The sequence below is a fragment of the Mesorhizobium sp. M0208 genome, assembly GCF_040322015.1.
Classification (GTDB): Bacteria; Pseudomonadota; Alphaproteobacteria; order Rhizobiales; family Rhizobiaceae; genus Mesorhizobium.
Window position 1 is genome coordinate 319027 of sequence record NZ_JAMYSP010000002.1, and the last position, 23429, is coordinate 342455.

At 61.8% G+C, this 23429-nt stretch carries 18 protein-coding genes and 1 pseudogene; 4 read left to right on the forward strand and 15 right to left on the reverse strand.

The window, feature by feature from the left end; translation table 11 throughout:
* The first annotated feature begins 5 nt into the window (after positions 1-5).
* Complete coding sequence (gene dhaK / locus NKJ17_RS03565; RefSeq protein WP_352686978.1) at positions 6-992, forward strand: dihydroxyacetone kinase subunit DhaK; 987 nt, start codon at positions 6-8, stop codon at positions 990-992.
* A 282-nt stretch (positions 993-1274) separates the two neighbouring features.
* On the opposite strand, the gene NKJ17_RS03570 is transcribed toward dhaK, so the two are convergent.
* A complete protein-coding gene (locus tag NKJ17_RS03570; RefSeq protein ID WP_352686981.1) occupies positions 1275-2072 on the reverse strand; it encodes a DUF2259 domain-containing protein in 798 nt (265 codons plus the stop codon).
* A 170-nt stretch (positions 2073-2242) separates the two neighbouring features.
* Here NKJ17_RS03570 and NKJ17_RS03575 point away from each other — a divergent pair, with 170 nt between their 5' ends.
* Together NKJ17_RS03575 and NKJ17_RS03580 are read left to right on the forward strand one after the other, a co-directional pair.
* Positions 2243-4150: a propionyl-CoA synthetase gene (locus NKJ17_RS03575; protein ID WP_352686984.1), complete on the forward strand. Its 1908-nt coding sequence runs from the start codon at positions 2243-2245 to the stop codon at positions 4148-4150.
* Between the two features lie 129 nt (positions 4151-4279).
* Positions 4280-5044, forward strand: a complete 765-nt coding sequence (locus NKJ17_RS03580; RefSeq protein WP_352506973.1) for a metallophosphoesterase family protein — start codon at positions 4280-4282, stop codon at positions 5042-5044.
* A 16-nt stretch (positions 5045-5060) separates the two neighbouring features.
* Here NKJ17_RS03580 and NKJ17_RS03585 read toward each other — a convergent pair whose 3' ends face one another.
* The 6 genes from NKJ17_RS03585 to NKJ17_RS03610 all read right to left on the reverse strand — a co-directional run bounded on the left by NKJ17_RS03585 (position 5061) and on the right by NKJ17_RS03610 (position 12664).
* On the reverse strand, positions 5061-7481 hold the full coding sequence (locus NKJ17_RS03585) for a polysaccharide biosynthesis tyrosine autokinase (protein ID WP_352686986.1): 2421 nt from the start codon (positions 7479-7481) through the stop codon (positions 5061-5063).
* Between the two features lie 149 nt (positions 7482-7630).
* Positions 7631-8527: a UTP--glucose-1-phosphate uridylyltransferase gene (locus NKJ17_RS03590; protein WP_352649782.1), complete on the reverse strand. Its 897-nt coding sequence runs from the start codon at positions 8525-8527 to the stop codon at positions 7631-7633.
* A 70-nt stretch (positions 8528-8597) separates the two neighbouring features.
* Entirely contained in the window at positions 8598-9548 is a 951-nt protein-coding gene (locus NKJ17_RS03595; protein WP_352686989.1) for a glycosyltransferase family 2 protein, read from the reverse strand.
* The gene (locus tag NKJ17_RS03600) at positions 9538-10488 is read right to left on the reverse strand and encodes a glycosyltransferase family 2 protein (RefSeq protein WP_352686992.1); all 951 of its coding nucleotides are present in this window, start codon (positions 10486-10488) and stop codon (positions 9538-9540) included. The genes NKJ17_RS03595 and NKJ17_RS03600 overlap by 11 nt, the downstream gene beginning before the upstream one ends.
* On the reverse strand, positions 10488-11480 hold the full coding sequence (locus NKJ17_RS03605; protein WP_352686995.1) for a glycosyltransferase family 2 protein: 993 nt from the start codon (positions 11478-11480) through the stop codon (positions 10488-10490). The genes NKJ17_RS03600 and NKJ17_RS03605 overlap by 1 nt, the downstream gene beginning before the upstream one ends.
* A gap of 11 nt (positions 11481-11491) precedes the next feature.
* Positions 11492-12664, reverse strand: coding sequence for a glycosyltransferase family protein (locus NKJ17_RS03610; protein WP_352686998.1), 1173 nt, complete (start codon positions 12662-12664; stop codon positions 11492-11494).
* A 302-nt stretch (positions 12665-12966) separates the two neighbouring features.
* Here NKJ17_RS03610 and NKJ17_RS03615 point away from each other — a divergent pair.
* Positions 12967-14019, forward strand: a pseudogene (locus NKJ17_RS03615) (polysaccharide pyruvyl transferase family protein); the annotation flags it as partial.
* Positions 14020-14241: 222 nt separating this feature from the next.
* Here the strand turns inward: NKJ17_RS03615 and NKJ17_RS03620 are convergent.
* The 8 genes from NKJ17_RS03620 to NKJ17_RS03655 form a co-directional block, all read right to left on the reverse strand.
* Complete coding sequence (locus NKJ17_RS03620; RefSeq protein WP_352687001.1) at positions 14242-15705, reverse strand: lipopolysaccharide biosynthesis protein; 1464 nt, start codon at positions 15703-15705, stop codon at positions 14242-14244.
* On the reverse strand, positions 15702-16871 hold the full coding sequence (locus tag NKJ17_RS03625; protein ID WP_352687004.1) for a glycosyltransferase: 1170 nt from the start codon (positions 16869-16871) through the stop codon (positions 15702-15704). The genes NKJ17_RS03620 and NKJ17_RS03625 overlap by 4 nt, the downstream gene beginning before the upstream one ends.
* Before the next feature lie 187 nt (positions 16872-17058).
* Entirely contained in the window at positions 17059-18138 is a 1080-nt protein-coding gene (locus NKJ17_RS03630) for a glycosyltransferase (RefSeq protein WP_254816095.1), read from the reverse strand.
* A gap of 31 nt (positions 18139-18169) precedes the next feature.
* Positions 18170-19501 carry a UDP-glucose dehydrogenase family protein gene (locus NKJ17_RS03635; RefSeq protein WP_352687008.1) on the reverse strand — a complete coding sequence of 444 codons (1332 nt, stop codon included), beginning with the start codon at positions 19499-19501 and terminating at the stop codon, positions 18170-18172.
* An 85-nt stretch (positions 19502-19586) separates the two neighbouring features.
* A complete protein-coding gene (gene exoK / locus NKJ17_RS03640; RefSeq protein WP_352479829.1) occupies positions 19587-20453 on the reverse strand; it encodes an endo-1,3-1,4-beta-glycanase ExoK in 867 nt (288 codons plus the stop codon).
* Between the two features lie 132 nt (positions 20454-20585).
* The gene (locus NKJ17_RS03645) at positions 20586-20987 is read right to left on the reverse strand and encodes a hypothetical protein (RefSeq protein ID WP_352506980.1); all 402 of its coding nucleotides are present in this window, start codon (positions 20985-20987) and stop codon (positions 20586-20588) included.
* A 269-nt stretch (positions 20988-21256) separates the two neighbouring features.
* On the reverse strand, positions 21257-22279 hold the full coding sequence (locus NKJ17_RS03650) for a glycosyltransferase family 2 protein (protein WP_352506981.1): 1023 nt from the start codon (positions 22277-22279) through the stop codon (positions 21257-21259).
* A 455-nt stretch (positions 22280-22734) separates the two neighbouring features.
* On the reverse strand, positions 22735-23055 hold the full coding sequence (locus NKJ17_RS03655; RefSeq protein ID WP_352506982.1) for an exopolysaccharide production repressor protein: 321 nt from the start codon (positions 23053-23055) through the stop codon (positions 22735-22737).
* Positions 23056-23429: the final 374 nt, after the last annotated feature.

Genomic DNA, 23429 nt, shown 5'->3' on the forward strand with positions numbered 1-23429 from the left:
CAGCCATGAAGAAATTTCTGAATTCGGTCGATACGGTGCTGACCGAGAGCCTCGACGGCTTCGTTGCCGCGCATGCCGATATCCTGGCGCTTGGCGAGGAACACAAATTCATCCGCCGCAAGCTGCTCAAGCCGGGCAAGGTGGCGCTGATCTCCGGCGGCGGCTCGGGTCACGAGCCGCTGCATGGCGGATTCGTCGGGCGCGGCATGCTGGATGCCGCCTGCCCCGGCCAGGTATTCACCTCGCCGACGCCTGACCAGATGATGGCGGCGGCCGAAGTCGTCAATACGGGCGCCGGCTGCCTGTTCATCGTCAAGAACTACGAGGGCGACGTGATGAATTTCGACATGGCCGCTGAAATGTCGGAAGGCGTGATGCAAATCGTGACCAATGACGATGTCGCGGTCGAAAACTCGTCCTACACCACCGGCCGGCGCGGCGTCGCCGGTACGCTGGTGGTCGAGAAAATCGTCGGCGCGGCGGCCGAAGAAGGCATGCCACTGGAGCCCTTGAAGGCGCTCGGCGAGCGCGTCAACGGCGCGACGCGCTCGATGGGCGTGGCGCTGACCAGTTGCACCGTGCCGGCGGCGGGCAGGCCGACCTTCGATATCGGCGACGGCGAGATGGAGTTCGGGGTCGGCATCCATGGCGAGCCCGGAAGGCGGCGCGACACATTGAAAAGCGCCGACGCCATCACCGACGAGATCTGTACCGCAATCCTGGGTGACCTGGGCGACGGTGCCAGAGGCCAGGCGCTACTCTTCGTCAACGGCTTTGGCGGCACACCGTTGCTGGAGCTTTACCTGATGTACAACAGCGCCCGCAAAATCTTCGAGAAGCACGGCGTCACGGTGGCCCGGTCGCTGGTCGGGTCCTATGTGACCTCGCTCGATATGGCCGGCTGTTCGATCACGCTGAGCATGCTCGACGACGAGGCGGCTGTTTGGTGGGATGCACCGGTACATACGGCCGCGCTGCGCTGGGGCATGTAGCGGCGGAGAATGCCCCAGAAATAGTCGGTGACAAGACCGACATCGGCAACGCCGACATCGCCAGACAGTTGCCCTCCTCACCCAGCGTAAGATAAAGAATCTGCGGGTTTGGGGAGTTCGAGCATGCGTTACAATTGGGATCGGGCGCCGACGGGTTTCGAGCGCCATGGAAAGATGCTGGCAGCTGCCTTGCTGATCGTCGGCGGGGTCGGACTTATGCTCGCTGCCCTCCCGCTTTAGGGACAACAACTCGGGTAGCGGACTACTTCCGTGCGCGTTGCCTCAGTGCACCTGGCCTGTCACGGCGAGAAAACGGCGGTCACGCCCTTCAAATCCCTGGCTGAAGCGCTGCACGAGCACGACAACCACGCCCGCTTTGCCGTCTGGGGTGAAGGTGTAGGATTCCGACAGGCTATAGGAGGTCGGGCAATTCCTCGAACCGGGTACAGTCCTGTCCTCGTGCAACACCTTGATCGGATGGCCGTCCTGGCCCTGCAGCGTCAGGCGAAAGCCGAGCGCCTTGCCGGTCATCTCGCCCTGCTGTGCCCCGTCGAAACTCGCTGAACAATCCGCCGTGCTATCGGCAAGAATCTGCTCGAGCTGAATGGTCGAGATGCCAAGCTCGTCATAGGTCGGCGAAAGCCATTGTTGCGAAACCTGCTCGAGGCGCGCATTGTCGTTGTAGGCGACCATGTCCTCGGGAAAGGTGAACTTGTCGAAGCCAGTCCGTTCGCCACGCGGCGCTATGTAATATTTGGCCAGCAAGGGCGCCGCCTGCCCCGCGGCCTGTGCCCTCGCCTGCGCAAGTGTCAGCGTCGAATCCTCCGTCTCGTCGACGATGAGGATCGGCTTGCCGCCGACAAACTGATCGGTGCGGGTGTCGATGATGTCGATCTCCGACCAGCCCGAATCCGAAGCACCAGCGTCGAGCGTGCCATACTGCTCGAAGGCGAAATAGTTGCCGTCGGGCGAAAAGCCGATGATACGCCGTGCCGCCGCATCGCTGGCCTGAGCAGCTGAAGCGAGCACCACCGCCAGCGTCGCAACCGCGGCAAACCCAAGCTCATATCGCAATTTCATCGCGCCCTGCCCCTAATGCCGAAAATTCGAACGATACCGGCCCCCAGACCACCATGACCCGCACTTGCGGCCAAGTTAGAACGACAGCAAACGAAACGCACAAATACATGGTTACACAAACCAGCATACGCTATTTCAAGGACAGCAAACATTCCTGGGGAGGAAGCTGGATGGCGTCACGCTACCACGAGGTTTATGACGGCTGGAAACGCGACCCGGAAAAGTTCTGGGCCGATGCCGCGGGCGCTATCGACTGGTTCTCGCCCTTCGAGACCGTGTTCGACGCCAATGCCGGTGTCTATGGCCGGTGGTTCAACGGCGCTTCCTGCAACACCTGCTTCAATGCCGTCGACCGCCACGTGGCGGGCGGCCGTGCCGACCAGATCGCGTTGATCCATGACAGCGCGATTTCGGGCACAATCAGGAAATTCACCTATGCCGAGTTGAAGCGCGAGGTGGTCGCGCTGACCTCGGTGCTCAAGAATCGTGGCATCCAAAAAGGCGATCGCGTCATCATCTACATGCCGATGGTGCCGGAAGCAGCCTTCGCCATGCTTGCCTGTGCGCGGATCGGCGCCGTACATTCGGTGGTCTTCGGCGGCTTTGCCTCGCATGAGCTCGCCACCCGCATCGACGATGCCAAGCCGAAGCTGATCATCTCCGCTTCCTGCGGCCTGGAGCCAGGGCGCGTCGTCGCCTATAAGCCGCTGCTCGACAAAGCGATCGAGATGTCGCGGCACAAGCCCGAAGCCTGCCTCATCCTGCAGCGCGACCAATTGCGCTGCGAGTTCAGGGAAAATCACGATATCGACTATGCCGACGCCGTGGCGCGTGAGCGGGCCGCCGGCGCCAATGTCGACTGTGTTCCGGTGCTTGCCACCGATCCGCTCTACATCATCTACACGTCGGGCACGACCGGCCAGCCGAAAGGCATCGTGCGCGACAATGGCGGCCATATGGTCGCGCTGAAATGGTCGATGGAAAACGAGTTCGGCGTCAAGCCGGGCGAAGTGTTTTGGGCGGCTTCCGATGTCGGCTGGGTGGTCGGCCATTCCTACATCGTCTACGGCCCGCTGCTGCATGGCTGCATGACCGTGCTGTTCGAGGGCAAGCCGGTCGGCACGCCCGATGCCGGCACCTATTGGCGGGTGATTGCCGAGCACGGCGTCGTCGCGCTGTTCACCGCGCCAACCGCCTTTCGCGCCATCAAGGGACAGGACCCGAAGGGCGAATTCGTCCCGAAATACGACCTGTCCAAATTCCGCACGCTGTTCCTCGCCGGCGAGCGCGCCGATCCGGAAACCATCAAATGGGCGGAGCAGAAATTGAACGTGCCGGTGATCGACCATTGGTGGCAAACCGAGACCGGCTCGCCGATGACCATCAACCCCGCCGGGCTGGGCCTGCTGCCGGTCAAATACGGCTCGCCCGGCGTGCCGATGCCCGGCTATGACATCCGCGTGCTCGACGATGCCGGGCATGAGGTCAAGCGTGGTACGCTTGGCAATGTCGTGGTGAAATTGCCATTGCCCCCCGGCTGCCTGCCGACGCTGTGGGATGCCGACGAGCGGTTTCGCCAAGCCTATCTCGAGGAGTTCCCCGGCTTCTACAAAACCGCGGATGCCGGCATGATGGACGAGGACCGCTATCTCTATGTCATGGCCCGCACCGACGACATCATCAATGTCGCCGGCCACCGGCTCTCGACCGGCGCCATGGAGGAGGTGCTGGCCGCGCATCCCGACGTCGCCGAATGCGCCGTCGTCGGCATTGCCGATGCGATGAAAGGCCAGGTTCCGCTCGGCTTCGTCGTGCTGAATGCGGGCGTCGACCGCGATGCAGGGATCATCGAGAGCGAGGTGGTTACGCTGGTGCGCGAACGGATCGGCCCTGTCGCAGCTTTCAAGACGGTAGTGACGATCAAGCGCCTGCCGAAGACGCGCTCCGGCAAGATCCTGCGCGGCACCATGCAGAAGATCGCCGACAAGGAAGAATGGAGTATGCCCGCGACGATCGACGATCCCGCCATCCTCGACGAGATCACCGCCGCGCTGAAGGGCCGCGGGATCGGCCTGTAAGAACGCCGAAGCCGAGTTGCGTTCGAAGCTCCGGTATGGAACGACCGGTGCCAGACATGGTATCCACGCGCTGCGTCGCCATGTTGTTTCGAGATCGAGGCGCATTCACAGCCATACGGGACGCCATTCGTGACCTTGTTCCAGCGATCGAGAAACACCCGGACCGCGGCGCGCCAGCGGCTCGAGATCGATATCCGGGACTCAGTCGTCTACGCGATCGGCGACGTGCATGGCTGCTATAAGGAGCTTCGCTCCCTGGAGCAGAACATCCTGCTCGATTCTGCGTCTTTCGAGGGGCGCAAGCTCATCATCATGCTTGGCGACTACGTCGATCGTGGCCCGCAGTCGGCGCGCGTGCTCGATCATCTGCTGGCGCCGCCACTCCAAGGCTTCCAGCGTATCTGCCTTGCCGGTAACCACGAAGTCGTGATGCTGAACTATCTCGACGGGATCATTTCGAGAGAGTCGTGGCTGGCGATAGGCGGCCTGCAAACGCTGTTTTCCTACGGCGTCGACCCGGACCGCATGGCCGATCTCTACGGTTCAAACGAGGAGGTCGACGGGCGCATTCGGGAGATCATTCCCGCCGACCACGTCAGTTTCATGCGTGCGCTGCCGGTCATGGTCTGTTCGGCGAAATTCGTATTCGTTCATGCCGGCATCAGGCCGGGCATCGACCTCGCCGCACAAGACGAGGACGACCTGCTCAACATCCGCTCGGAGTTCTTCGAAGCCGCGCATCTTCTCGACCGCTATGTGGTGCACGGGCATACGCCGGTCGAGCTTCCGAAGCTCGAGGGACGCCGGCTTGGCATCGACACGGGCGCCTTCCAAAGCGGCCGGCTGACCGCAGTCAGGATCGCCGACAAACGCGCCAGGCTGATATTTTCCTGAGCGCGATATCCGTCGCTCAGGCGGCCGCCTTTGTGCGCGCTTCCGATTTTTCCAGATAGTAGCTCGAATATTTGTCGAAGAATCTTTCGGAGCCGCCGATCGAGCCATACTTGGCCAGTTTCTTCAATTCGACCTTGTTCAGAACCGCGCCGACGATCTTCTTGGCGATATAGGGTTCTGAGCTCAGCACGGACTGCACCATTGCCCGCGGCGTGCGTCCCCACTCGGCGACCAGCACGAAACCGTCGACAAGCGGGGCGAAGGCCTTGGCGTCGACGACTGGCCCGAGCGGCGGCAGATCGACGATGATGTATTCGAAAGTTTCCTTGGCATTGTCAATGAAGCGCCGCATGCCGGCCGAAGACAGAAGCTCGCTGGTGTGCGAAAAATGGCCACGCAGGACGGCCGGGATGATCGCCAGCTTGGTCTGCCGGTCGATCTTGCCGACCGACTGCCAGGTCCGCCCGCTCACCACTGCTTCCATCAGGCCTTGCTCGGCCTCCATGCCAAGGCTGCGGCTGAGGCCGGGGTTGCGCAGGTCACCGTCGATCAGCAGCGTTTTCGATCCGTTGGCGGCAAGCAGCCCGGCAAGATTGGCGGCAACCGTCGACTTGCCTTCGCCGGGCAGCACCGAGATCACACCAATGACCCGGCTGCCCTGGCCTTCCATCACGACATCGAAGGCGATCTTGGCGTTGCGCAGCGTCTCGGAGAACATTGACGCCGGTGCATCGACGGTTACCCGCATGCGCGCACGTTTTTCGGCTGCCGACAATGTTTTGGAGGACTGGGATTTGGAGGACTTGGCGGTCCTGGTTTCGGCGGCCTTGACGTCGGGCTGACCGTCGTCGCGCTGATCGTCCTTCCCAGCCTTGCCGATGACCGGCAGGTAGCCGAGGAATTTGAGGCCGACGCGGTCGCGCACATCCTCGCCGGTCCTGAAGAACCGTTCCCTGAATTCATTCAGGCCGCCAACCCCGGCCCCCATCATTATGCCAAGCGCCAGCGAAAGCCCCAGCACGATGGCCGTCCGCGGGGTTGCGGCCGACTGCGGCATCGTCGCATCAGAGATGACCCGGATCTTGCCGACCGGGAAGGATTGCTGCTGTGCAGCCTCCTCATAGCGGTTCAGGAATGTCTGATAGAGCGTCGAGAGCGCCGTCGCCTTCTGCTCCAGTTCACGCAGCTTGACCTGCGACTGGTTGTCGATGGAGCTCTTGCCTGCCGCCAAGGCGACATTTGCGCGGAGCGCGGTCTCGCGCGCCAGAGCGACCTCGTATTCGTTGCGGTAGCTTTCGGTGAGCTGCTTCAGCTCGCCGAAAATCTGCGCCGATATGTCAGCCTTCTCCTTGGCGAGCGCGACGGCCTGCGGATGTTGCGGGCCGAAATTGGCTTCGACATCCTGCTGCCGCTTGGCGACGGTGAGATAGCGGTTCTTGAGCGTCGTGATGACCGAGCTGCTCGGCTGGTCGTTCGATATCGCAGCGTCCTTGAACGCATTGTCCGAGCCGCTTTCGACGATCGACTTGTACTGCTGATAGCGGGCGCCGGCACGTGCGGTATCGGCCTGCGCGACGATCAGCTGGGTGTTGAGATCGGACAGTTGCTTGTCGCTGATCAGCTGGCCGTCATTGACGGCCAATCCATGTTCGGCCCTGAACTTTTCGACCGCCAGTGCGGCCGCCTGGGAGCTCTCACGAAGCTCGGTCAGCCGGCCTTGCAGCCAGACCGCCGCCCGCTCGGTCGCGTCGAAGCTGGCATCGAGCTGGTCGGCGAGATAGGCGTCGGCATAGGCCTTGGTGATGGCGGTCGCAAGCGCCGGATCCGTCGCCTGGAAGGAGATGCTGATGACAAAGCTTCGGCCGATCCGCTCGGCGTCGAGTTGGTTCTGCAGTTTGAAGATTGCGTAGTCGCGGGGCGACGACGATGCGGTGATCGCGTCACGCGTCGCAGCATCAAGCTGAGTGACGTCGGTCGTGCTAGCGGCGCGCTTGGGGCGGACAGACTGGATGATACCGCGTACAAAGCCTGCGACCTTCGACAGAGCCGACGTCGGAGGGTTCATGAAAGCGTCGTTCTGATCGAGCTTCAGCTTGTCGACGACCACCCCCGCCAGCCTGGCCGACTGCAGAATTTCGATCTGGCTCAGAACGGCGGAGTCGGTCTGCATGCTGACCGACGCCGCCGAAATGTCGTCGACGACCTTGTTCAATCCTTCGTCGATCAGCACGCTGCTCGTCGCCACATAGGTAGGAGGCGTCGTCTGCAAGTAGAGGACGCCGAGAAAGAGACCGATGACGGCACAGGCGGCAACCACTTTCGCCTGCCGCGCGGCCATGCCAAGCAGGCGCTCGATGTCGATGAAGTCTTCGGCGTTTGCCGCACTCGAAGCCGGCAATGGCGTCCTCTTCTCGACAGGAAAATTGGCATAGTTCATCTTCGGTCCAATTCTAGTTTGCAGGCGCTACCGCCTCGAAGGTCGGGACATAGGGTGCAAACCTTGCGCCGGACAGTGCGCGTTACGCGCGGCGCAACGGCCTGTCCTGCGTCATCAGCCGCACCCACAATGCCTCAAAAAAATGGACATTATGCGGCTTCTTCCCGACGCTGGTGCGACCGGACGAATTCCTGCAGCATATCGAAGATCTGGCCCTTCATGTCCTCCCGCGCCAGCGCGAAAGCGATATTGGCCTGGATAAAGCCCTCCTTCGAACCGCAGTCGAACATGCGGCCGTCGAAAGGCTGGGCGAAGAAGGCTTGCGTCTGTGCGAGGCGCACCATCGCGTCGGTCAGCTGGATCTCGTTGCCGGCGCCGCGTTGCTGGCTGCCCAGCAGCGAGAATATCTCGGGCTGCAGGATGTAGCGCCCGTTGATGTAAAAGTTCGACGGGGCGTTGGCCGGAGCCGGCTTTTCGACCATGGCCGTCACCTCGAAGCCAGTGCCGACATCCGCGCCGCGGCCGACAATGCCGTATTTGCTGGTCTCGGTCGGGTCGCAACGCTCGACGGCGATGACGTTTGCGCCGGTCTGTGCATAAAGATCGGCGACTTCGGCGAGACAGCCGCGCCCGCCAAAGGACACCATGTCCGGCAAAAGCAATGCAAAGGGCTCGTCGCCGATGACTTCGCGCGCGCACCACACGGCATGGCCGAGGCCCTGCGGCGACTGCTGGCGGATGAAACTCGTCGCGCCGGCGACGGGAAGCAGGCTTTCGAGCGCTTCAAGCTGCGCCTTCTTGCCGCTCTGCTCCAGGGTTCCGATCAGTTCAGGATGCAGGTCGAAATAGTCCTCGATCACCGCCTTGTTGCGGCCGGTAACGAAGACGATGTGCTCGATGCCTGCCTCGAACGCCTCATCCACCGCATATTGCACGACAGGCCTGTCGACCACCGGCAGCATTTCCTTCGGCATGGATTTGGTCGCCGGCAGGAACCGCGTTCCAAGCCCTGCCACCGGTATGACTGCCTTCCTGACTTTTTTCATTGCATATTCCTTCTGATCGATTTCAACCCGTCGCAGGCGGCGAAAACTATCTTCATTCGCCCGCAGCCCTTCACCTCCCCGCCACTACGGCAAACTGTGCCGCTACCCTTCGCAGCCGGACGGCGATCGGCATGCTTATATGCCGAACCGCCGCCGGATCGCTGAGCGCCGTCCATATCGCCTTGAGCGGGGACCGCGCCTTGATGTGCTGAACCAGCGACAGGAATGACGCCGCCCGCCGCAGGCTGCGAGCGCGCCTGGCAAACGCCGCCGCGGCCGCAGCATCCATGGAATGGGTTCCGGCGAAGATGGCATCGGCCCTGCGCATCGCCTCGACGTGATGAAGCTCCAGCACCCGGGAAATGGAGCCGGTGCGGATGTGGTAGACATAGCCTGTCGTCGGTTCGACCACGCATTTGCCGCCTTTGGCCAGAGCATTGGCCAGGAGGATATAGTCTTCGCCGATGATCAAGCTTTCATCGTAGCGCAGCCCGTTTTCGTTCAGGAACCGGCGCTGGAAGATCGGCTTGAGATAGCCGAGATTGAATCTCGATTCGAAGACCACATTGCCGGCGATGTAATCCGCCAGCGAGATTTCACCGAGCCCTTCCAGATAGTCGGCCGGGAACATCGTCTCTTCGGCAACGCCATCCTCGCGAACGACCTGCAGATTATCGACCGCGATCTCGGCGCCCGCCTTCTCCGCGCGTTCGATCATGGTGCAAATTCGCCCGGGATAGACCGCGTCGTCGGAATCGAGGACCGCGACCCACCTGCCGCGGGCAAGTTCAAGGCCGGCGTTCCTGGCGCCGCCGGGGCCACGGTTTTGCTCAAGCGCGACCACGCGTACGATGCCTTCGGGGTAGGATCTCGCCAGATCGAGCGTCCGGTCGGCCGACCCGTCGTCGACGACGATGACCTCGACGCTGACATTGCGCTGGGCAATGGCGCTGGCGATCGCCCGATCGATGGTCGCCTCGGCATTGTAGGCGGCAATCACGAAGCTCACGTCAGGCTGCACGCTTGCCCCCTTGCTGCGGCGAAGACAGACCGTATTGGCGGATTTCACGAACCCCGACGAGGCCGGTGACGACGCCGACATGCATAATGCCGCGAAGCAGGCTGCGGTTCCGGCGCACGGGGTCGATGGCGACCGGAATTGCCGACAGGAAACTGTAGGCGGCCTTTGCCGTGGCAATGCCGACCTGCTTGAGCCGGGCAAGGCCGTGTACATTGCGCCCCAGAAGATGACCGTGCGTCTGCCCGACGCGGAACCGGCGGCGGCCGAGCCAGTCGAATGCCGCCCTGGCAGGTGGCACCGCTTCGTCGACCCAAGCCTCCGGCGAAAAGGCGATGCGGCCGCCGGCCTTGACCATCTGGTCGAAGAATTCCGTATCTTCGCCACCGGTCTGGCCACGTGCCAGGCTGAAGCGCTGGCCGCGCAGGCTCTCAGCCCCAATCCTGAGCAGGACGTTGCAGGTATAGCCGGTGCGGATCTCGCCGCGGACCCAGACCGGTAGGGTCGAGTGGAAATCACCCTTGCGCATCCAGGCGGGCGCATCCGCCCGGTAACGGGCTCGCACCGGCCCGAGAACGGCCGCAGCACCAGTTGCTTCCGCCGTCGCCACCAGTTCGGCAAGCCAGCCGGCGGTGGCCGTCTCGTCGTCGTCGATAAAGGCGACGAAATCCCTCGCACTGGCATCGAGGCAAGCGTTGCGCGCGATCGAGATGTTGCGGGCCGGGGCGTGCCGGTAGGTCACCGGCAGCTTCAACTCCCCCGCCAGCCTGGCGACCAGCGTTTCGGCCGTCGGCGTATCGTCGTTGTCCGCAATGATGACACCGACGTCGAATCCCACGGGCATATCCATGGCCGCTATGGAGCGAAGCGTGTCGGCAAGCTCCGGCCGGCGAAATGTGCAGATGCAGATATCGATGCTTCGATTTTTCCTGACCGGCTCCATCACGCTACCTCGCGCTGCGGTCGCGGTGCGAGCAGTTGCAGCCAGAAACCGACCGACCAGCCGAAATGCATAACCATTGCCGAGACCCCGGCAAGCGCAATGTCGGGTTTGCGCTGGCTGACGGCGGTCCAAAAGCCGTAGCCGAGGCAGACCGACGCCCATAGCAAAAGCGGCACGGCCGCCAGCCAGTGGACGAAGGAAAAGGCGGCGAGAAGAACCACGGGGAACACCAGAAGCGGCACCATTTGCCGGATCTTCGGGATCATGCGGTGCTTGAGAACGTTCTTCGCCCGACCACGGCCATAGCCGAGATACTGAAAATAGAGGCCCTTCAGCGAGGAGCGCGGATAGTAGACCATCTGCGTCTTGCCGGTCATCCAGATGCGGTAGCCGGCCTGGCGGAGCCGATAGTCGAGTTCGGCATCCTCATTGTGGCTGAACGTCTCGTCATAGCCGCCGACCGCGGTGAAGGCTGATATCCGCATCAGCGCATGGTGGCCATGATCGACCCATTCCCCCGCCGAAAGGTGCCGGTGCTTGGAGCCGCCGGTGCCGAGCCTGGAATTCTGCGCCGCTGCCGCTGCTTTCTGAACCATGCCGCTGCCACTGGTCAGCATCGAGACGACGACCGAATCCGCGCCGGTGGTCTGCGCTTCTTCGATCAGCCGGTCGCAATAATCCGCGGGATAGCCGCCGTGCGCATCGATGCGAATGAGATAGTCGACGCCTTCCCCGAATCTGGCGACGGCGAGATTGATCGCCGCGCTCTGCAAGCGCTTTTCATTGTGCAGCAGGGTCACCCGCTGATCTTTTGCGGCGATATCCGCGACGATCGTCCTGGTGCCGTCGGTACTGCCGCCGTCGGCAACGATGATCACGGCGCCCAGCCTCTCGGCCGCAGGGCGAAGCTCTCGAAGCAATGCGCCGATATGGGCCGCTTCGTTCAGGCATGGAACCACGATCATGCAGGATGGAATGTCGGTTTGCGTCATCGGCAGTCCTTCTATGCCAATGCTTCGGCAGCATATGGACCGGGAGCCGCAGTCAGCCCGCGGAGCTTTTCGACAAACGCCCGGCAATCGGCGCGGTCGTGGCTCCAGGTGCGCGGATTGCGGGCGAGAACACCCGCCCTCAATGTCTCGAACCGATGCTGCTCCATCGTGCCGACGGCGGCTTCGAGCGCCTCGGGCGTGGCTTCCGACAAAAGAACCCCGATGCCTTGCCGGTCGAGGAACCGGCCGGTTTCGGTGGTTCCCATCGAAATCGGCACGGCTCCGAAGCGGCAGCCCTCATAGAGCCGGTTGGGCAGCAACCATTCGGAGTTCAGGCCCTGCTCAAAAAAGTCGATGGCCCAGGAAAAGTGAACCTCGTGGTAGATCGCCGCCATGTCCTCGGGATTGCGGTAGGGCCCGCCAAACGACAGCCAGGGTTCCGATTGAACAAAACCATGGAAATCGGGAAATTCGGACAGCGCCGGCCGGCCTCTGAGGACGATTTCAAAGCGGCCGTCGAGGCGGCGCGAAAATTCGGCCAGAAGCTCCAGGGAGCGACGGCAGCGGAGCGCACCGAACCAGCCGATTCGCCACGGCGGCGCAACGGGATTCTCCGCCGTAATGCGGTCATCCAGCGAAGCTGCGGCCGGCTCGAAATGCTTGTTTTCGAGCAGTTCGACCGGGGCGGCAACCTGTCCGAACGGCTTGAAATAGTTGGCGATGAAGGCCGGAGAGCTGGTCACCAGAAGCTTCACATCCTTGGCCAGGAAGCGTTCCGCACCGCGCATCGCCCAGCCCAGCGGATCGTCGCGAAGCAGCAGGCGATGGATGTCCAGGCACTCGTAGACGATCGGCACTGTTGCCTGGAAAGCCGACCTGGCGCGGCGGGCAAGCGCCAGCATTTCCAGATTGCGCGCGATAATGAGGTCGGGCCGTGGCATTGAGCCCAGCTTCGAGCCGGTCGAGACCACCGCCTTCATGATCGCGGCCAGACGTTGGGCGAATCGGCCATCACGAGTCGGGCCGAGATCGACCGGCTGCAAGCCCTCGACATCAGCAACTGCGCTTGCCGTACGACGAAAGCCCGCCAGCGTAACCTGGGCGCCGCCTGCCTTGAGCATTATGATCCGCCGGCGCACTGCCGGGTCGGAGACGTCGTGTACCAAGTACAAGACATGCAGCATGAAAACTCGACCGCTGTTGGCCCGCCCGCGACGATGCTAGTACACCTCTTGCTGCATCGCAACATTTTTGGTTGCAGCGTAGCAAAGATCCACGTTTTTTGTTGCACTGCAAAATCGATGGGTTAATCTCGCTCTGCTTGGGCCGCATGGACCGCGCGCTGGCCTGCCATCGGACTGCGCGCCAATAATCACGACGCGAGGACCATCCTTGGCGTGCAGCATTTTCGGCCAACCCGCCTGCAATTCGCCCCTTCGCGCCCGTCGATGGAAGCACGGGACTACTCACGAAATGAGGTCATTCCATGAAGATCGCGGTTGAAAACACCGTCTGCCTGAATACCGGGGATGCAGCGATTCTCCTGGCGATTCGCCATGTTTTCAAGACGATCGTGCAGGACGATATCCAGTTCTACGTCTTCGACAGCCAGCCGGAGGTGGCGGCGAGGCTCTACACGAAGAAGGACTATCCGGACCTCGAATTCCACAAGCTGTTGTCGGAATCGCTGTTCCGCTACAAATACGGCAGCGGGCTGAAGAACCTGTTCAAGCCGATCTACAATCGGCTCGTCCTCAATGCCCTGCGGCGGTTCGGCATCCGCGGCGTTGTCGGGCGTTTGTTCAGCTCAAGCAATCGCCGTGGTCTCGAGATCTACAAAGACGCCGATCTCGTGGTCACGACAGGCGGAACCTATCTCGTCGAGACCTACAATCTGGAGCGGCGCCTCAATCAATTCAGGATCGACGCGATTCTGGGCAAGGACCCGGTCTTCTTCACACAATCGCTCGGCCCGTTCAACAAAAGTTACAATCGCCAGGAGTTGAGCCCGATCTTCGACCGGAGCCCGCTCATCCTGCTGCGCGACGAACGTTCGCGGGGCCACATTGTGGACATGGTGAAAAACCCCGGCAAATGCCACGTCGTGGCCGACGCCGTCTTTGCCCTGGCCGACACTGACAGGATCGGAAAAATTCTGGCCTCCGGCCAGTCGGCGACCGTCACCGGCCGCGTCGCCATTTCCGTCCGTCACTGGAACTATGTCAGCGACGGCGAGGGCGGCATGCGCCGCTACATCGACTCGATCCGCGAGATCGCGACTATCCTCGTCAGGGACCACGCCAAGGAGGTCACCTTCGTCTCCACCTGCCAGGGCGTGCCGGAATACGCCCATGACGATTCCAAGACGGCGCGGGCTATCGTTGCCGAACTCGATCCGGAGATCGCCGAACATGTCAGCGTGGACGCTTCGTTCCACACGCCGGAGCAATTGATGGCCCTGGTGAAAGGCTTCGACTTTGTCGTCGCAACACGCATGCACATGATGATCATGTCGCTCTGCGTCGGCACGCCGGTGCTGCCGATCGCCTATGAATTCAAGACCAAGGAACTTGCCAAGCGGATCGGCGTCGCCGACCTGCTGCTCGACATCGATACGGTGACGCCCGAGGAAGCGAGCGAGAAGCTCGGCAGACTTACCGCCAATCTCGACCTCTATCGCAGGACGAGCCTTCAGGCAGTGCTTGAGGAGCATGCGTCGGCGATGTCGGCAGGTGAGCTTTTGAGGCCGGTGATTGCTCGCCTAGCGGGCGTTGCGCATGGCGCTGGAAAGCGTGGTGAACAGGGCGCTGCGCGACTGGCGAAGGGCAAGCATGAGGATCAGGCCGATCGAATAGTTGAGGGCAACCGCCAGGACCACCGCGAGCAGGTCTGACTGACCGGTCAGCGATGCCGGCAACTCGCGGTACACGGACCAGGCAAGCAGCGATGATACGATGAAAAGCCCCTGCATGATCAGGAAGTCGGCTGCGGTCACCGGGCCGACCCGGTGGACCAGGACGGCAAGCACCGGGACGCGTAGCACATAGCCGCTGATTGCATAGGCCGCCGCGACACCGACGGCCCCCCAGTGCAATCCGATGATGAAGGCGGCGACCGTCGTCAGCGACGAGTAGATGCCCCAGTGGAACATGGTCTTGGTCTTGCCCTGACAGATGAAGATCCATCCCGTGGTGCTCGAGACGGACTGGATCAGGCTGGCGATGCCCAGCCAGGCGAAAATCGGCGCCACCGCCGCCCAGCGTTCGCCGAAGAGAAGCCCCACCACCTGGTCCGACGTCAGCGTCAGTGCCGCGATGCCGGGCATGGTGACGGCCGCCAGCATCCAGTTGGTTCGCACATAGATGTCGCGAAACCGTGCCTTGTCCTCATGGATGCGGCTCAGTAGCGGCACCATCACGCGTGTCAGCGGCTGGTTGATGTTCTGCAGCGGGAACAGCAGGAGCTTATAGGCGCGGTCATAATAGCCGAGCTCGATCGCGCCCGAATATTTTCCGATCAGGATGTTGTCGAGATTGCGCGAGAAGAAGTTGGCCAGATTGAAGCCGGTCAGATTGGCGCCGAAGGACAATATGTCGGTATCGACCTTCAGGTCCGGCCGCGACGGCGTCCAGCGCGCCACCTGCCATGCCGCGGCCAGCGCGACAACAGCCGAAACCGCCGGGCCGATGACCAACGACCAATAGCCCAGCCCCGCATAGGCGGCCACTGCGGTAGTCGCAAGTCCGGCAGCGGCGGTAATCACATCGTTCAGCGCGAGCTGGCCAAAGCGCAAATGGCGGTTCATCAGCGCCAGCGGCACCGCGGCGAGACTGCCAAGCAGCAGCGGCAAGGCAGAGCCGATGGTGATCCCGACCATGCGTTGATCGCCATAGAAGGCAGCGATGGCGGGCGCCAGGCATGCCACCATCACGGCACTGCCCAGCCCTACCAGCGCACTGATCCAGAATACCTGGTTGAGCTGTTCGGTGCTGATGTCCTTGCGCTGGACCACGGCCTGCTGCAGGCCAAGGTTTTGAAGCAGCCCGACAAAGGCCACGATCGGCCCGACGGAAGCCACCAGGCCAAAATCTTCGGGGACGAGCAGGCGCGCAAGCACGATGACGGAGAGAAACTGGATCGCCATCTTGAAGCCTTGCGCGCCGATCGTCACCACGCCGCCGCGCAGGGCGACACGACCGAACTGGGGGGGCGGGTTGGCGTTCATGCCGGGCGTCCGGCTTCGGCCAGCTGGGCAACGATCTGCGCAAAACGTTCGTTGAGCACGTCCGCGTTGAAATCCTGCTCGATCTTACGGCGCGCCGCACGTGCGATGCGCTCGCATTTGTCCGGGTTCTCGGCCACCCAGACAAGCTTGCGGGCCAACGCCGCAACGTCTCGCTCCGGTGCGAGGAAGCCTGTCTCCTGGTCCTCGATCAGTTCGGGAATGCCCGAGTGATAGGTGCTGACGACGATCAGCCCGGCGGCCATAGCCTCCATCAACGCGACCGGAATACCCTCGAGATCGCCGTCTCGCGCGGTAACGCTCGGCAACAGGAATACGTGGGCATCACGCAGGCGCTGCTTGACCTCGGCGTGCGGACGCGGCCCGAGGAAAGTCACCCGGTCGGCAATGCCGAGATTTGCGGCGAGCTTCTTCAACTCTTCCAGCAATTCGCCGCCGCCAATCACCGAATAGACCCAGTCGCGCCGCGGCAGGCTGGCGAGCGCCCGAAGGGCGAATTCGATGCCCTTCTTTTCGGTCAGCCGGCAGACCGAGATGAAGGACAGTGTGTCCCGTTCCCAGGAACGCCAATGGTAGCCGATCTCACCGGGCCGCACGCCCATATGGTGAACCATGACTTGCGCCGGGGGTGCTCCGACGCCGATCAGGGCATCGCGGAAAAACGCGTTCACCGGGAGCTGGAGAACGCCCTTGTCGAAGACAACCTTGTAGCGCGTGAGCGTGTTGTCATGCAGCGGTTCGCCGACATCGCGGCCGTGGAATATGGTCACCAAAGGAGCGGAAATCCGGCCTCGTTTCATGGCGCGGGCGACGCGCATGCCGTTATTGCCGAAATGCGCGACGATCACATCGGCGTTCTGCAATTTGCGCGCAAAAGCGATGTCGACAGCGGTCGAGAGCTTATCCCAGAACCTGCCCGACCATTTCCTGAGCGTCGGGCGAAAGCGCCCCAGCCCGCCCCACCAGCAGACGACCTTGCCAGGGAGAGCCTGCCAGCGGCGATCGTCGGTGTTGCTGTCCTTGCCGAAGGACGTCTCGTTGCAGACGACGCCGACTTGCATGCCGCGCTCGAGGCACCCTTCTATCTGGTCAAGGACGAAGGTCTCCGACAAAGAGGGGAACTTATCAACTACGAAGCAAATCTTCATCGAATGGACGATCTTTCGAGGCCGGTCGGCGATCTGCTCGCACGGATGAGGGCTGACGCCCGTCGCCGCCGTGCGAGGCGCTTCAAGCGTCTGGTGTTGTGCATGTTGTTGTCCCAAAGCCGCTCACACCCCGGTCAGGCGTAAAAGCGGGCTGTTGGGCGACATAAACGATTTTGGACGAAATGCATCAGGCGGCACGCTCCAGCGCGCCTTGCCTGGCGTTGTCGAGAACGCTGAGGAAGGTCGTGAACTGACTGTCGGGGTTCATTTGCGGCCGCTCCGAAAACAGCTGCGCCGCCGCCGACAGCCGATCGTACTCGGCCTTGTCGCTCCATAGTCGCCTGACCGCGGCGACCCAGTCGTCGAGCGGTGCGTCATAGTCGAGCACAACGCCGCCGGCGCCAATCGCTTCCGGCAGGCCGCCGCGGCGGGATCCGACGACTGGAATGCCGCTGCAATGGGCCTCGGATGCCACCCGCCCCCAAGCTTCTTCCCATTTGCTTGGCGCCAGCAGGATCTTGGTGCGGCCATAGACGGTCTTCATGTCGCTGGTGCGGCTTTCCAGCCTGACGTTGCGTAGCGGCGCGATGATCCGTTCGATCTGCGCCCGGTGGTCGTCGTCGAGCTTCCAGCTTTCGACGAACAGGAACGGGATTTCGGGGCATTGGCCGGCGATGCGCACGGCGAGTTCGAACCCTTTTTCATTGTAAGGATTGATCAGCGTGACGAATTCACCGGTGGTCGGCGTGCTGTAGAGCCCGGGATTGATGGTCGGCGGGATTACGGTCGAGTCGATGCCGAACTTTTCCTTATAGGTGCGCGCCGTGAATTCGGAGTTGGCGATATAAAGCGCCGAATGCAATTCGCGCAGGTCGCCGGCCAATTCGTGGAATTCGACGTTCCGCAGATAGACCACCAGCGGCACGCCGAGCGCCTGCAGCGCCTTTCCGATCGGCACCGATTTGTGGCACTGCACGACGGCGACATCGGGATCGAGCCGTTCGACGGCGAAGCGGGCCGCCTCCCAGGGAAACCACGCCCGCACGACAGGATAGCCGGGATAGCTGTCGATGACCGCGCGCTGGCGAAGGAGCTTCATCTTGGCGCGCGCCTTGAAACCGAACATGCCGTCACCGAACAGCGCCGCCAGCACCGAGGCGTCATGACCGTGCTCGCGCAGCTGCTCGACCAGATGGTGCGTGCTCGACTGAACGCCACCGCTGAACTGCGGTGTGTAGCCGTTGCCGCCTGCAAACAGAACTTTCATGGACCTGGCTCCTTGCTGGACCGCCCTAGCGTCACGCCGCCATTCTGCCGATGCTGTGGTATTCGATGCCGTGGCGGGCGATGACCTTGGGGTCGTAGAGATTGCGTCCGTCGAAGATGACCGGCCTGGTCAGCGCGTTCTTCAATGCATCGAAGGACGGCGCGCTGAAACTCTTCCACTCGGTCACGATCAAGAGCGCGTCGGCGCCTCGCAGCGCGGCCTCCTTGGTGCCGCACAGTTGCAGGTCGTCGCGCAGCCCGTAGATCGCCTGGCATTCCTGCATCGCCTCCGGATCATAGGCCTGGACATTGGCACCGGCGGCCCAGAGCGCTTCCATCAGCGTGCGGGCCGGGGCCTCGCGCATGTCGTCGGTATTGGGTTTGAAGGCGAGGCCCCACAGCGCAAAGGTTTTGCCTTTGAGATTGCCCTTGAAATAGCGGTGCACCTTCTCGAACAGGACCGACTTCTGCTGGTTGTTGCGCTCCTCGACGGCACGCAGCAGCTTGGCGTCGAACTTGACAGCCTCGGCGGTCTTGATCAGGGCACGCACATCCTTCGGGAAGCACGAGCCGCCATAGCCGAGGCCCGGATAGATGAAGTGGTAGCCGATCCGCGGGTCGCTGCCGATGCCCTTGCGGACCTCCTCGATGTCGGCGCCCAGTTGCTCGGCCAGGTTGGCCATTTCATTCATGAAGCTGATCTTGGTCGCCAGCATGCAATTGGCCGCGTATTTGGTGAACTCGGCACTGCGCACGTCCATCACGATCATCTTTTCGTGGTTGCGGTTGAACGGCGCGTAGAGCTCGCGCATCACCGCCTCGGTGTCCTCGTTGCTGGTGCCGACGATGATGCGGTCGGGCTTCATGCAGTCGCTCACAGCGGACCCTTCCTTGAGGAATTCCGGATTGGAGGCGACGTCGAAAACCAGATCCTCGCGCCCGCGCGCCTTCAGCGTCTCGGCGATCCTGGCCTTTATTCTTTCGCAGGTGCCGACCGGCACGGTCGACTTGCCGACGACGATCTTGGGCGCGTCCATCTCACGACCGATAGCCTCGGCGACGGCCAGCACATATTTGAGGTCTGCCGAACCATCCTCGCCCGGCGGCGTGCCGACGGCGATCATCTGGATCTGTCCATGCTTGATCGCCGCGGCGGCGTCGGTGATGAACTTGATGCGGCCGGCGGCATGGTTCTCCTTGACCATATTTTCGAGACCGGGCTCGAAGATCGGGACATGGCCCTGGTTGAGCCTTTCGACCTTTTTTGCATCGATGTCGACACAGACCACCTGGTGGCCGACTTCGGCAAGCACCGCCGCCTGTACAAGACCGACATAGCCGATTCCAAAGACAGTCAAATTCATTCGGTTTCATTCCTGTTCAAGGCTTCGGGCGTGTTCAAGCTTCGGTTTTCCGACCACCTTCGGCCCGGCCGGTTCAGATGCGCTTCTAGTTTGTGTTGCATGCCAGCGATTCCGGGAATTGGCAGGGCTGGCCGAGTGCGGTGAACGCAACGCGATCCACCTGCATGGTGAGCTTGCGGCCCGGATCCGAGAACGGCCCCATCCAGCCCTTCATCGTGTCGCTGCCCCACAGGCTGAAATAGATCCTTTGCGAATGGGTGGGCAGCTTCGCCGGATCGGTGATCTCGTGGACAAGCTTGCCGTTGACGTACCAGCGCAGCCGGTCTTTTTCCCAGACGAAGGCGTAGTCGTTGAAGGCCTTGTCGGTGCCGCCGGCGACGTCGACCAGTTTCTCGTTCTTGCCTTTGCCGGCTATGTAGGCGTTGACCTGAACCTTGGACGTGTCCTTGGTCAGCACCTCGAAGTCGATTTCATCATGCGGCTGCTTGTCGGCATCGCCGACGAAGCTGAAGAATGCCGCGTTGACGCCGGAGCCCGTGTCGGTCTTCATCCGCGCCTCGTAGGTGCCGTAGCCGAAGCGCTGCTTGGTCTGGATCTCGGCGCAGGCGAATTCGCGATCCTTCAGCTTGCGCTTCTCGAAACCGAGCGTCAGCATGCCGTCGGAAAGCCCGATCAGGTTTTTGGACCAGGTGCAGTTCTGATGCTTGCCGTTCGTCCAGCCGTCGGAAATGTACCAGCGCGCGCGACTGAGGCTGGTGAAATCATCGACAAAAGACGGCGCGGTTGGCAGATCCTGCGCACGGACGGGTACAAGGCCCGCAACCAGACTGACGAGAACGATCAGCAGAAACGCGCCGTCTGAACGGAGCGGCCGCAGCTTGCCTGAGATCGGGCGCGTGAACGGGGTGCCGCGGGGTGCCGGGGCGGACGTGCTTTTAAGATCTGCATTCATATCAAAACTCACCTTGTGCTGTGCGCCCCCAAAGCGATCGTTCGAACCGTGACGAAACAACCTGATCTTGACCTCTGTCGCTCCCAAGCTCCGTGTTGTGCCTAAACCATTGCGCCGACCCAGGGTGTTCGCTCAGCCCGTGCCGGAATCGGCGGGCTTCACAAAATCAGTCCTCATGTCGGGACCGTTCTGCCGCTTCGGCTCGAAGATTTCATCCAGCGAATGACGGAGATCCTTCATCATCTGCATCTGGCGCGACAGCGCTGTGATGCGCCGCTCGCAATTCAGAATCGACCTGGTCAGTTCGCCGACTTCGGAAGACCTGCGCGAGGAGACCGAACCGTTCTCCATCGCCTCGACCAGAAAGGCGGCATTGGTGGCCGTTGTCCTGTAGCGGTTCTCAAGTCCGCTCTTCTCCGCCTCGACTTCGGCCGCGATCTGGTCCAGCAGCTTTGCCAAGCGATCGAGGCGCGAGGTGTCGGTCTGCGTGTCGCGCGCCGGATCTCTCGATCGGAAGCGAAAGATCGAGGCCATGTAGTCAGCGCCCCGTCATCGTCGAGCTGGTGAACGGCCTTAGAGCCCGTCCACATTCAAAAGACATTTCTTGCATCGTCCAGCTCCTCCGACAGGGTATGTCTCGGGCCAGTTCGGTTGGCCGTCCAAAATTGCTGCACCGCAACATAGATTGCCATTCCCTGCGCGCATAGGCAACCACCTAGATCGTAAACTCATGAATCTCGTTGAAATGGTGCGAGCCGACCTAAGGGTAACGGAGTGGCTACCGCCATCGCACGTTGACGGGCCTAGCTATCGCTGGCCGTGCTGGTTCCGGCCATGAGGAAGCGCAGCGGCGGCACATGCTGACGCTTCGCGGCGAGGCCGGCGCGGCGAAACAGCGCATCCAGCTTGTCGGAGGCAACGCCGCGGACGACGGCTGTGAGGTTGGACGAGCCGGCCAAGGCGTAGGCCGCGGCCGGTGCCAACCCGCGCTCAGCCTTCACGTCTAAAAACTTCCGCAGCCGGTATTTGTCGCGGATGTGCCGCTCGTGCCTTCTCAGCGCAGCCTTCGATGCCTCCGGCAAACTGTCGATCGCAAGCAGTGCCAGGTCGGCATCGGCCAGATGCTTCAGGTCCTGGGTCTTGTGCCGTCCGCTCAGCGAATCGGCGCGCACGATCGCGCCGTAGCCACAGGATTTGATGACCTTGAAGCGCGCGCCATGGGCAACCGCGCGCGCATAGAGTTCATAGTCTTCACCCAGGCGCAGCTTCTCGTCGTAGCGCAGCCCATGCCGATCGAGGAAGGCGCGGCTGATCACTGGCTTGAGGAAGCCCAGTTCCCCTCGTTGCACACGGCGCCTGGAGATATTGCCATCGACGAAGCCCTCGAAATCGAGGAATTCCGGCTCGGGCGAGAACGGTGGAGCAACGATTTTCGAAACGTCGGTTGCCGCGTCATCCCTGACAAGCATGATGTTGTCTGCGGCGAAATCCCAATCGGTGCTGGCGAACAGTCTGTGAAACCTGCCTTCGAAAAAGAAATCATCAGCGTCCAGAATGCTGATGAACGGCGACCTGGAACCGGCTATCGCGGCGTTGCGTGCAAAGGAGGGGCCGCGATTGACGTCGAAGCGGATGACGGACAGGCGGCCCGTGCCGTCGCCGGCTGCGTGGGCGACTTTCGCCGTATCGTCGGTGGACGCGTCATCGACGACGACAACTTCCGCAACCTCAGGTTCGCGTAATGCCGATGCAATGGCAGCCGGGATTGTCCGCGCCGCATTGCGTGCGGCGATGATCACGCAGACCTGGAATGATGTCATGGACATGCCTCTCGATTGCAGAAGTCGTTGCGGATTTCCTCGCCCCGACCGCTCAATGACCCACCGCCCAACCTGAAATGCATCGGCCCAAACGCCTATGCTGCAAGTGCGAAGCAAGCATCGCCAAAATCATCGGCGCCGTCCAGTTTTTCATTCTGCTGGGTGTCATGGCCCGGCTGGGCAGGCGGCGAGCCTCAATCGGGATGGCTCCAGAAATGCGCCGCTTGGCAGAGCCGTTCCTACACGCTCCATCAGAGCGCTCGACTGGCGGAAAATCAGTTGCTGGTCCTGGCCGACCGGACTGCGGCGGGGCGGAGCGAGCGCGTCGAGGCCCGCAGTGTCAAGGAAACGAAAGAACAGGAATGCCGACTGCCGGTGTTGTCGAGGCGAGCAATTCGTCAGAGGACCGGCGAGCTTAACCATAGGTCACATGGACATCGCAGACCCGGCCAGGCCCGAAATCAGTGAAGGCCTCTCCTTGCGCTGAATTTCTCGCCTTCGGCCGCCTCGTTCGAACTCAGCTTTCGTTCAGCGTCGCGAATTTTGTCGGCCGGGGTCGGGGCATTTCTGGCGACCATGGCAAAGACCAGTAGAAAATAACCCATTTGGATGACTATGGCACAGCCGATGACGCGAAACAGCGTCGTACCGAGCGAGGCGCCGCCCAAATAGGACCAGACGATCACGATCGCCAGCGCAAAACACATTCCGATAATGAACTTTGGCAGTGACATACCCGATAGCCCATCCACCGGCTCGGGAAAAAATGTCGACAAGCCCACCCCGAGCACCTCCCTTAAACTCTGCGAGCTTATTTAGGTTGCCCGCTTCTGGCCGGTTGCTTCCGGCCTAGCCCAATCTGTCCATTAGTCCGACAGAAACAATTTGCAACTCTATTGAGCCGCGCAATAGCCGGCAAGGGCAGCTGCGGAATAAATTTTAAACGAATCCTCGGGATCGACTCTGCCATGGTGCAATGCACACGTCGGCATCACCACTGATTGCCGGATATCGACTCGCTCCAGTAAGATTTATGATATCGACTAGTATTTTATCACAACATCAGTCGTTATTTCGAAATTCTAAATGACGACAAAGCTCCACAACAGGGTATAATGAGCGATTCGCCTAAAATCAGCCTCAAAATTGGACTAGC